The sequence below is a fragment of the Dietzia sp. KRD202 genome (genome assembly GCF_017168155.1).
Lineage (GTDB): Bacteria > Actinomycetota > Actinomycetes > Mycobacteriales > Mycobacteriaceae > Dietzia > Dietzia kunjamensis.
This window is the reverse complement of the sequence record NZ_JABFAN010000146.1, coordinates 1-407: the sequence shown is the minus strand read 5'-3', so window position 1 is coordinate 407 and position 407 is coordinate 1. Positions and strand designations below refer to the sequence as shown.

General features: G+C 76.2%; 1 pseudogene. It reads left to right on the top strand.

Features of this window, described 5'->3' with window-relative positions:
• A pseudogene (locus J1M64_RS19555) lies at window positions 1–407 on the top strand (tRNA (guanosine(37)-N1)-methyltransferase TrmD); the annotation flags it as partial.

Sequence of the window (407 nt, the reverse complement as noted above, 5' to 3'; positions counted from 1 at the left end):
CTTCCCCGGCTACCTGGCGCCGCTGCGGGAGGCGCTGCTCGGGCGCGCGATCGAGGCCGGGCTGGTCGAGCTCGGGGTGCACGACCTGCGCGACTGGACCCACGACGTGCACCAGGCCGTCGACGACTCCCCGTACGGCGGCGGCCCGGGGATGGTGATGCGACCGCAGGTGTGGGGCGAGGCGCTGGACGCCGTCGTCGGCGACGCGCCCGCGCGGCTCGTCGTCCCGACGCCGGCCGGGCGGCCGTTCACCCAGGCCACCGCGCAGGCCTGGGCGGGGGAGGAGCGGCTGGTGTTCGCCTGCGGGCGCTACGAGGGCATCGACCAGCGCGTCGTCGACGCCTACGCACAGCGGATGCCCGTCGACGAGGTGAGCATCGGCGACTACGTGCTGGTCGGGGGCGAGG